Consider the following 10,090-nt stretch of genomic DNA (forward strand, 5'->3'; position numbering starts at 1 on the left):
GGCCGTTCATGAAGGGAACTTCGATGCAACAGGTGAGATCCGGTACCGCACGCGTCGCGCTGTGGCTGGCCTTCCTCCTCACGGCGTTCACCAGCCTGTTGGCACAGCCGCCCGCGCAGGCCGCACCGGCGGCGGAGCCGTTCCGCGTCCTCGCGCTCTACAACGGCACCTGGGATGCCGCCCACATCAGCTTCGTCCACGAGGCCAACACCTGGTTCCCGCAGCAGGCGGCCGCGAACGGCTTCACCTACACGTCCAGCAACAACTGGGACCTCCTCGCCAACGGCGGCGTCAACAGCTACCAGGTCGTCCTCTTCCTCGACGACCTGCCGCAGACGGCCGCCCAGCGCACGGGTTTTGAGAACTACATGCGCAACGGCGGGGCGTGGATGGGCTTCCACGTGTCGGCCTTCACCACCAACGCGGCGAGCTGGTCGTGGTACCACAACACGTTCCTGGGCAGCGGCAACTTCCGCTCGAACACCTGGGGGCCGACCACCGCCGTACTGAAGGTGGAGGACCGTACGCACCCCTCGACGGTGAACCTGCCGACGACCTTCACCTCGTCCGTCAGCGAGTGGTACAGCTGGTCCAACGACCTGCGCACGAACCCCGCCATCAAGATCCTGGCGTCCATCGACCCCAGCAGCTTCCCGCTCGGCACCGACCCCAACCAGACCTGGTACAGCGGGTATTACCCGATCCTGTGGACGAACACGAACTACAAGATGCTGTACGCCAACTTCGGCCACAACGCGATGAACTACGACACCAACACCACGCTGTCGTCGACGTTCGCCAGCGCGACGCAGAACAGGTTCCTGCTGGACGGGCTGAAGTGGCTGGGCGGTTCGTCGTCCACCACACCGCCCGGGGACGGGATCCCCTCGACCAACTGGTACAGCGTCCGCAACGGCGGCAACAGCACCTGCGTCGACGCCCGCGCGGCCGCCACGGCCAACGGGACCGTCATCCAGCAGTACGCCTGCAACTCCACCGCGGCCCAGCAGTTCCAGTTCGTCGGCACCGACAGCGGATACGTGCGGATCAACGCCCGCAGCAATCCGGCACAGGTCATCGACGTCGCCGAGCGCTCCACGGCCGACAACGCGCCCCTGCAACTGTGGGCCTACTCCAGCGGCACCAACCAGCAGTGGCAGCCGGTGAAGGAAGCCAGCGGCAACTACCACTTCGCCGCGCGGCACAGCGGAAAGTGCCTGACCGCCTCCACCGCCGCCACCAACAGCGTCCAGCTCACCCAGCGGACATGCGACGGCTCCGCCGCGCAGAGCTTCCAACTGACCGCCCAGCCCTGACCGTTCACGCCTGACCATCAGGCCCTGATCAACGGCCGGAGTCAGTCCGCCGGTCGCCCGATCCCGTGTCCGCCGTTCAGTCGGTGGCCACGGGATCGGGCCGTTCTCGAGCCGCCGTCGGCCAGGGCCGCACGCTTCCCGGTCACGACCAGGCGATCTCGCCGACCCGGTCGACGAAGCGTCCGGAACCGGCACCGGGCTTCTCGGTCGCCAGGCCGACGATCGCGTCCGTCCCCTCGGTCACGGTCTGGGGCCCGCTGTGGCCGTTGAGGTCGGTCGCCGTGTAGCCGGGATCGGCGGCGTTGACGCGGATGTCCGGCAGGGCCTTCGCGTACTGGGTCGTCAGCATCGTCAGCGCGGCCTTCGACGCGGTGTAGAGGGGCGCGACGACGGAGGACTCGACACGTGTCGGGTCGTGGGTGAGGGCGAGCGAGCCCATTCCACTGCTGACGTTGACGATGACGGGGTCCGCCGACCGCCGCAGCAGCGGCAGGAACGCGGTGGTCGTGCGGACCACACCGGCGAAGTTGACGTCGAGGACGGCCAGGGCGTCGCTGCCGGTCAGGGTGGTGGGATCGCCGTAGGGGCCGTGGACGCCGGCGTTGTTGATCAGGACGTCGATCGAGCCCTCGTGTTCGGCGACGTTCGCGGCCGCGGCGGCGACGGACGCGTCGTCGGTCACGTCGATGGGGACGTGGCGCGCGCCGAGTGCGGCGGCGGCCTCCGCGCCCTGTTCGGGGTCGCGGGCGCCGAGCAGCACGGTGTGGCCGAGTTCGGTGAGGCGGCGGGCGGTCTCGCGGCCGAGCCCCTTGTTGGCTCCGGTGATGAAGATGATCGTCATGCGGTCGATTGTTCGCCCGTGCACGGCACTCGGCCAGGGACGCCTCGACGGTAGGAGCAGCAGTACCACCGTCGACTCCCCCCCACAGGGGTGCGGTGCAGCAGTATGGGTTTCATGACCACGACTTCCGGAGCCGGGCTGGGGGCGATGATCCGCACCTGGCGGGACCGGCTGCCCCCGTCGGCCGCGGCGCTGCCCGTGGGCCGGGCCCGTCGAGCGACCGGGCTGCGGCGCGAGGAACTGGCCGAACTCGCCGGGGTGTCGGTCGACTACGTCGTACGTCTGGAACAGGGCCGGGCCACCACGCCCTCGGCGTCGGTGGTGGCGTCCTTGGCGCGCGCCCTCCAACTGTCCTCCGCCGAGCGGGATCACCTGTACCGGCTGGCCCGGCTCGCGCCCCCTGCGGACGGCGTGATCCGCGACCACATCACGCCTGGCGTCCATCGGGTGCTGAGCCGGCTCGGGGACGTCGCGGTAGCCGTGTTCGCGGCGGACTGGCAGCTGATCTGGTGGAACCGGAGCTGGGCCGCACTGCTGGGCGACCCGTCCTCCGCTCCGCCCCGCCTGCGCAACTTCGCCCGTGATCGGTTCCCTACGGACGCGGGTCCCGCCCACCTGGCCCTGTGGCCGGTGACCGAGACCGACAGCGGGGCCACCGACGCCGCCGTCGTGTCCGACCTGCGCCGGGCCACCGGGCGCTATCCGCACGACGCCCGGCTGGCCGGGCTGATCAGTGCGCTGAGCGCGCGCAACCAGCGGTTCGCCGACCTGTGGGCCACCGGCACCGTCGCCGCCCACCGCGAGGACCACAAGATCATCGAGCATCCCTCGGTGGGACCCGTCACCGTCGACTGCGACATCCTCAGCGACACGGACTCCGAGCTCAAGATCGTGATCATGACGACCGCGCCCGGCAGCCCCGACGAGACGAAGTTCCGACTCGCCTCGATCGCCGCCGACGGGCGCGCGCACGCTTGAGGCGGAAGCGCCGTCCGCCGGCGCCCCGCCAGCCGCCAGCCGTCAGTGCACGCTCTCCTGCCGCCTGCGCGGACGAGCAGGTGACCTGCGCAAGGTCTTCGTGCCACCACCTGCGGCGCTTCGGGCAGCGGCATCCGGGATGGTGAACGCGAAGGCCGCCGTCACCGCCGCGATCGCCGCCAGCACCAGATAGGCGTGTTGGTAGGCGGCCACGGGCGGGTTCGCGACCGCCGCCGCGGGGGTGCTCAGCACCAGGGCCGTGGTCACCACCGCCGGCGCGAGGGCTCCGCCGGTCTGGCGGACGACGGTGTTGAGCATGGAGGCCTGTGCCAGGTCCTTCCGGTCGATGGTCGCGAGCGAGGCCACCGTCGTCGGCATGAAGACCCCGCCCATCGCGATGCCGAGCAGGAACATGTAGAGGCGGAAGGTCCACAGGCTCGTGCTCGCGTGGCAGCCGGCGAAGAGGAGCAGCACCCCGCTGACGCCGGCCAGGCCGCAGCCCACGATGATCCGGGGGCCGACCCGGGCGTACAGGACACCGACCACCTGGACGGTCAGCAGGACACCGAAGGCTTCGGGGAAGGTGCTGGTGCCGGACTCCACCGCGCTGCGGCCCTGCGCCTGTTGGAGGAAGAGCGGGCCGAGGTACATGGCGCCGAGGATCGGCACCAGGCCCACGAGGTTGATCAGGTTGGTGTCCCGGAAGAGCCGGTCGGCGAACAGACGCAGCTTCAGGAGCGGTTGGGACGTACGCAGTTCGAAGGCGACGGCGGCGGCGAGCAGGACCGCGCCCAGGACGAGGCCGGTCAGCACGCCGACGGAGGACCAGCCGCGGTTGGGCCCCTCGCAGATCCCGAACATCAGCGATCCGAGGGCCGCGGCGCTCAGCAGCAGCCCCGTCAGGTCGAACCGGCCCGGCCGGTGGCCCTGGTGCCGGGCCAGGAACAGTGCCCCGAACAGCACGGCCGGCACGCCGAAGGGCAGGTTGACGTAGAAGACCCAGCGCCAGGAGAGGTGGTCCACCAGCAGGCCGCCGAGGATCGGGGCGGCGGCCGGGGCGATCTGCTGCGGGACGATCATGTAGCGGGATATCCGCACCTGTTCGCCGGAGTCGAAGGTCGCGAAGAGCAGGGCCGCCGAGGCCGGGAAGAGCACTCCGGCGGACAGTCCCTGGGCCGCGCGGTACGCGACGAGTTGGCCGAGGCCGACGGCCGCGCCGCACAGCAACGACGAGCCGAGGAAGGCGACCAGCGCGGTCAGCAGCACATGCTTGGCGCCGAACCGCTCGACCAGCCAGGCGGAGGCCGGGATGGCCATGGCCAGACAGACCGGGTAGACGACGACCACCCCGTCCAGCGCGGCCGTCGTCAACTGGAACTGACGGGCGATCGAGGGCAGCGCCACCGTGGTGATCGCTCCGTCGACGATGGCGATGAACGTCACGCTGACGCACATGATCGGTACGACCAGGCGTTGGCTGAGGTGGAAGGAGGGGCGGGGCAGACGGGGGTGTCGGTACAGCAGCACATGCTGAGCATACTCACTATGTGCGTGCTCATAGAATTGGGTTTTCGGCGAACGGGGAGTGACATGGCAGTGCAGGGCAGCAGCGACGCACTGGTCGACGAGTTGTACGAGACGACCCATCAGCTGCGCCGGTTCGTGGAGGCCAGGCTGCGGACCGGTGGAGCCTCGGTCGCCCGGCTGCGCGCCCTGCGGATGCTCGCCCGAGCTGAACAGCCGCTGCGGATGCGGGACTTGAGCGAGATGACCGGCGTCGCCGCGCGCACCACCACCGCCATCGTCGACAGCCTTGAGCGGGACGGTCTGGTGGAGCGCGTACGCCACCCGCAGGACCGCCGGGCGTTCCTGCTGCGCCTCACCGACAAGGGTGAGGAATGCCACCGCGAGGCGGAAGAGGTGGACCGGATCGCCCTCGGGGAAGCCATGTCCCCGCTCGGCCCGGAGGATCGTGCCCAGCTCAGGGATCTCCTGGCGCGCATCCGTACCGCCACGTCCTGAGCGCCTGCGACTTCTCGGCCTGAGCGCGCCGCTCCCCCTCAGCCCGACCGCTCCGCCCTCCTCGGTCCAAACGCGCCGCTCCTCTCGGCCTGATCACGTCAGCCCCGCAGGCATTGACTCGGCCAGCTTTACTTAGAGTAGCCTTGCCTAAGTTGGCTGGTTCCGGAGGGTGGCCTGGTGGGGACAGTGGTTTCATCGGGGCGGGACGTCCTGAGACGCTCGCTCAGAGGGCAGGCACGCCGGTTGGCCTACGCCTGCACGATCGGCGCGTTCCACCAGGTGGGCGAGGCCCTCGTGCCGGTCCTCATCGGTGTCGTCGTCGACCAGGCGGTGGCCCGGCGCGACGGAGGTCTCCTCGCGCTCTGGCTCGGCGTACTCGCCGTCGTCTACGTGATGTTGTCCTGGAGCTTCCGGCTCGGCGCCGGGGCCGGTGAACGGGCCGCCGAGGAGACGGCGCACGAGCTGCGGGTCGCGCTGTTGCAGCGAGTGCTCGACCCTCGTGGCGGTGCCGAGGCCGACCGGCTGCCCGGTGAACTCGCCAATGTGGCCACGGAGGACGCGAAGCGCGTCGGCGCGGTCACCATGGCCGTGATGAGCGGCGTCTGGGCGATCGTCGGCATGGTCGTCAGCGCGGTGGCGCTGCTGGTGATGTCCGTGCCGCTCGGCCTGATCGTCCTGCTCGGGACGCCCGCCCTGCTGTGGTGCGGGCATCTGCTGAGCAAGCCGCTGGAACGCCGCAGCGAGACGGAGCAGGAGAAGGCCGCACACGCCTCCGGGGTGGCGGCCGATCTGGTGGCCGGGCTACGGGTGTTGAAGGGGATCGGCGCACAGCAGGCGGCCGTCGAGCGCTACCGCCGAACCAGCCGCGCCTCGCTCGTCGCCACGCTGCGCGCCGCGCGGGCGGAGTCCTGGCAGACCGGCCTCGTCCTCGCCCTCACCGGCGGCTTCATCGCATTGATCGCGCTCGTGGGCGGACGCCTCGCGCTCGACGGTTCGTTGACGCTCGGCCAGCTCGTCTCCGCCGTGGGCCTCGCGCTGTTCCTGCTCGGCCCGCTGGAGGTGTTCGCCTGGGTCAACACCGAACTCGCCCAGGGCCGGGCCTCCGCGGCCCGGATCGCCGCGGTGTTCGCCGCCGAGCCGGCGGTCGTCGGCGGGGACGCGCCGCTGCCGAGCCCGCTGCGCGGCGCCCTGCGACTGCGGGGCGTCCGGCTCGACGGACTCGACGGTGTCGATCTCGACCTGCCGGCCGGGCAGTTGACCGGAATCGCGGTGACCGACCCGGCCGACGCGCGGGCGCTGCTGCGCTGCCTGGGCCGGGACGCAGACCCCGAGTCCGGTCACGTGGAACTCGACGGTGTGGCGCTGACCAGCCTGGCCCCGGAGGAGTTGCGCCGCGCCGTGCTGATCGCCGCCCACGACGCGGCCCTGTTCGAGGGCACTCTCGGGGCCAACATCGCTGTCTCGGCGACGACTTCGGGCAGCGCCTCGACGGCAGACCCGGATTCCGCCTCGTCGGCTTCTCCCGAACCGGCCCTGGACGCCGAGACGCTGCGCGCGATGGCCGCCTCCCGTGCCGACGAGGTCGCCCGGTCGCTGCCCTACGGCGAGGCCACCGACGTCGGTGAGGGCGGACGGTCCCTGTCGGGCGGCCAGCGTCAACGCGTCCTGCTCGCCCGGGCCTTGCGGGCCGGGCGGCCGACGCTCGTGGTGCACGACCCGACCACCGCCGTCGACGCGGTCACCGAGGCGCGGATCGCCGAGGGCATCCGGGACTTCCGACAGGGCCGCACCACGGTCCTGGTGACCAACAGCCCGGCCCTGCTGGCCGTCGCCGACCGGGTGATCCTGCTCGACGGCGGCCGGGTCGGCGCCCAGGGCACGCACGCGGAACTGGTGCGGACCGACGACACCTACCGGACCGCGGTGCTGACATGATCCCCGACACGACCACCACGGAACCGGTGGAGACGGTCACGGAAACCGGCGGCGGCCCCTCCCCCGCCACCGGCCGTGCCCTGCTGCCCACCGCCACGCCGGCCCGCACCAGAGCGGCGGTACGCGAACTGGTGCGCCCGCACCGGGCGTTGGCCGTGGCCGCCTTCGGGCTCATGGTGCTGGCCACCGCCGTCGGACTGCTCACCCAGCCCCTGCTGGGCCGCATCGTCGACCTGGTCACCCAGCACCGCGCGCCCGGCACCCTCACCTTCCCCGTCGTCGCGCTGGCCGTCGTCGCGGTGGTCCAGGGCGTGACGACGGCGCTCGGCATGACGCTGGTGTCGCGACTCGGCGAGACGGTGCTGGCCCGGCTGCGCGAGCGGTTCGTGGAACGCGCGCTGTCGCTGCCCCTGGAGCGGGTGGAGCGGGCGGGGTCAGGTGACCTCAACGCCCGGGTCACCCGGGACGTGTCCCGGGTCGCCGAGGCGGTGCGCACCGCGCTGCCGGAGCTGGCCCGTTCGGTCCTGTCCATCGTGCTGACCCTCGTGGCCCTCGCCGTCCTGGACTGGCGGTTCCTGCTGGCCGCGCTCCTCGCGGTGCCCGTGCAGGCGTACACGGCCCGCTGGTACGTGCGCCACGCCGTGCCGCTGTACGCCCGCGAGCGGATCGCCACCGGCGCGCAGCAGCAGCAACTCCTCGACACCATCGGGGGCGCGGCGACCGTACGGGCCTACGGGACCCAGGCCGAGCACACCGAGCGCGTCACCGAACGGTCGCGCGCGACCGTGGAGTTGACGATGCGGGGTGTGGGCCTGGTGCTGCGCTTCTACGGCCGGCTGCACATCGCCGAGTACGCCGGACTGGCGGCCGTGCTGACGACGGGCTTCCTGCTGGTGCGCGCCGACTCCGTGTCCCTGGGCACCGCCACGGCCGCGGCGCTCTACTTCCACAGCCTCTTCGGTCCGGTCAACACGGCGCTGGTGCTCCTTGACGACGCCCAGTCGGCGACGGCCGGGCTGGCCCGCCTGGTGGGCGTGGTGGACGAGCCCACGACACCGACGGCGCCTGTACGGGCAACGGCCCCGAACTCCGCCGCCGTCACCCTGCACGGGGTCTCCCACGCGTACGTGCCGGGCCGTCCGGTGCTGCACGAGGTCGACCTGGCGGTCCGGCCGGGCGAGCGGGTCGCGCTCGTCGGCGCGACGGGGGCCGGCAAGACGACCCTGGCCAAGCTGGTGGCGGGCCTGCACCGGCCCGCGGTCGGCCGGGTCGACGTCGGGGGCGCGGAGCCCGACGAGGCGGGCCGCTCGGTGGCCCTGGTCACCCAGGAGGTGCACGTCTTCGCCGGACCGCTCGCCGAGGACCTGCGACTGGCCCGCCCCGAGGCCGACGACGACGAACTGCGCAAGGTGCTGGCCACGGTCGGCGCCCTCGAGTGGGTCGACGCCCTGCCCGAGCGGATCGAGACGGTGGTCGGTGACGGCGGCCACCGGCTGACCGCCGACCGGGCCCAGCAACTCGCCCTGGCTCGGCTGCTGTTGGCGGATCCGCCGGTCGCGGTGCTCGACGAGGCCACCGCCGAGGCCGGCAGTTCGGGCGCGCGGCAGCTCGAACAGGCCGCGCTGCGCGTCCTGGACGGCCGTACCGCGTTGATCGTCGCCCACCGCCTCAGCCAGGCCGCGTCCGCCGACCGCGTGGTCGTCCTGCACGAGGGACGCGTCGTGGAGAACGGCACGCACACCGAACTCCTCGCCGCGGAAGGGCCGTACGCGGTCCTGTGGCGTGCCTGGTCCGACAACCGGTCCGACGGGACCTCCGGGACCGCCCACTGACACCCCCCGCGCACGTCCTCCTCGTACCGAACAGAAGGATCACTCGATGGCCCGCCCCAGAACCGCCGTCCGGCTGACCGGACTTCTCACCTCAGTCGTCCTGCTCCTGGGCGGCGCGGTCGCCTGCGGTTCAAGCGACTCCGACTCGTCCGGCTCCGCCGGTTCCTCCGACACTTCCGAGTCGACGGTGTCGGCCGACGCGTACCCGGTCACCATCCAGCACAAGTACGGCAGTACGACGATCAAGTCCGAGCCGAAGCGGATCGTCACCGTGGGTCTCACCGACCAGGACGCGGTACTCGCCCTGGGCAAGGTGCCGGTCGCCACCACGCAGTGGCTCGGTGACTACAAGGGGGCCGTCGGCCCCTGGGCGCAGGACAAGCTCGGCGGTTCGGCGGCGCCCGCGCTGCTCACGGACTCCGGCACCGGTCCGCAGGTGGAGAAGATCGCCGCGCTCAAGCCGGACCTCATCCTCGCTCTGTACTCGGCGCTGACGAAGTCCCAGTACGAGAGCCTGTCGAAGTTCGCGCCGGTGGTGGCACAGCCCAAGGAGTTCAACGACTACGGCATTCCCTGGCAGGAGCAGACCGAGGAGATCGGCAAGGCACTCGGCAAACCCGACGAGGCGAAGAAGCTGGTGACGGGGGTCGAGGACAAGTTCGCCGCCGCCAAGAAGGCCAACCCCGCCTTCGCGGGGGCGACCGCGGTCATGGCGACCCCGTACGAGGGCACCTTCGTCTACGGCAGCCAGGACCCGCGCTCCCGGCTGCTGTCCGGCCTCGGTTTCTCGCTGCCGACGGACCTGGACAAGCTGATCGGGGACCAGTTCGGCGCCAACATCAGCAACGAGCGCGTGGACCTGCTCGATCAGGACGTGGCCGTGTGGATCGTGCCGGATCTGACGACCGCGGTCACCAAGCTGCACGGCAACAAGGTGTACGGCGATCTGGACGTCGTGAAGCAGGGGCGCGAGGTGTTCGTCAAGGAGACCAGCGACTACGGCAACGCGGTGTCCCTGTCCACGGTGTTGAGCATTCCCTACGTCCTGGACCGGCTCGTGCCGCAGTTGGCGGCGGCGGTGGACGGCAAGCCCGCGACGAAGGTCGAGCAGCCGGCGTCCTGAGCACGGCGGACATGCGAGAGGGGCGGGCCCACGTGGGCTCGCC

The 10,090-nt window shown here is 71.4% G+C and carries 8 protein-coding genes; 6 read left to right on the top strand and 2 right to left on the bottom strand.

Annotated features, from left to right (window positions below; translation table 11 throughout):
* The first annotated feature begins 23 nt into the window (after positions 1-23).
* Positions 24-1,316 (top strand): ThuA domain-containing protein, encoded by a 1,293-nt coding sequence (locus ACIP6U_RS11065; RefSeq protein ID WP_401715033.1) that lies wholly within the window; start codon positions 24-26, stop codon positions 1,314-1,316.
* A 142-nt stretch (positions 1,317-1,458) separates the two neighbouring features.
* Here the strand turns inward: ACIP6U_RS11065 and ACIP6U_RS11070 are convergent, their stop codons facing one another.
* Complete coding sequence (locus tag ACIP6U_RS11070) at positions 1,459-2,157, bottom strand: SDR family NAD(P)-dependent oxidoreductase (protein WP_401715035.1); 699 nt, start codon at positions 2,155-2,157, stop codon at positions 1,459-1,461.
* A gap of 105 nt (positions 2,158-2,262) precedes the next feature.
* Between ACIP6U_RS11070 and ACIP6U_RS11075 the strand changes: the two genes are divergently transcribed.
* Positions 2,263-3,135 (top strand): helix-turn-helix transcriptional regulator, encoded by an 873-nt coding sequence (locus tag ACIP6U_RS11075; RefSeq protein ID WP_401715037.1) that lies wholly within the window; start codon positions 2,263-2,265, stop codon positions 3,133-3,135.
* A 42-nt stretch (positions 3,136-3,177) separates the two neighbouring features.
* Here the strand turns inward: ACIP6U_RS11075 and ACIP6U_RS11080 are convergent, their stop codons facing one another.
* On the bottom strand, positions 3,178-4,590 hold the full coding sequence (locus ACIP6U_RS11080) for a DHA2 family efflux MFS transporter permease subunit (protein ID WP_401715549.1): 1,413 nt from the start codon (positions 4,588-4,590) through the stop codon (positions 3,178-3,180).
* A 135-nt stretch (positions 4,591-4,725) separates the two neighbouring features.
* On the opposite strand from ACIP6U_RS11080, the gene ACIP6U_RS11085 reads away from it, so the two are divergent.
* The 4 genes from ACIP6U_RS11085 to ACIP6U_RS11100 all read left to right on the top strand — a co-directional run bounded on the left by ACIP6U_RS11085 (position 4,726) and on the right by ACIP6U_RS11100 (position 10,047).
* Positions 4,726-5,157: a MarR family winged helix-turn-helix transcriptional regulator gene (locus tag ACIP6U_RS11085; RefSeq protein ID WP_401715039.1), complete on the top strand. Its 432-nt coding sequence runs from the start codon at positions 4,726-4,728 to the stop codon at positions 5,155-5,157.
* 177 nt (positions 5,158-5,334) lie between these two features.
* A complete protein-coding gene (locus tag ACIP6U_RS11090; RefSeq protein WP_401715041.1) occupies positions 5,335-7,092 on the top strand; it encodes an ABC transporter ATP-binding protein in 1,758 nt (585 codons plus the stop codon).
* Positions 7,089-8,924, top strand: coding sequence for an ABC transporter ATP-binding protein (locus ACIP6U_RS11095; protein ID WP_401715044.1), 1,836 nt, complete (start codon positions 7,089-7,091; stop codon positions 8,922-8,924). The genes ACIP6U_RS11090 and ACIP6U_RS11095 overlap by 4 nt, the downstream gene beginning before the upstream one ends.
* A 46-nt stretch (positions 8,925-8,970) precedes the next feature.
* Entirely contained in the window at positions 8,971-10,047 is a 1,077-nt protein-coding gene (locus tag ACIP6U_RS11100; RefSeq protein ID WP_401715046.1) for an iron-siderophore ABC transporter substrate-binding protein, read from the top strand.
* Positions 10,048-10,090: the final 43 nt, after the last annotated feature.

Origin of the sequence: Streptomyces sp. NPDC088794 (assembly GCF_044750545.1) — a bacterium.
GTDB lineage: Bacteria > Actinomycetota > Actinomycetes > Streptomycetales > Streptomycetaceae > Streptomyces.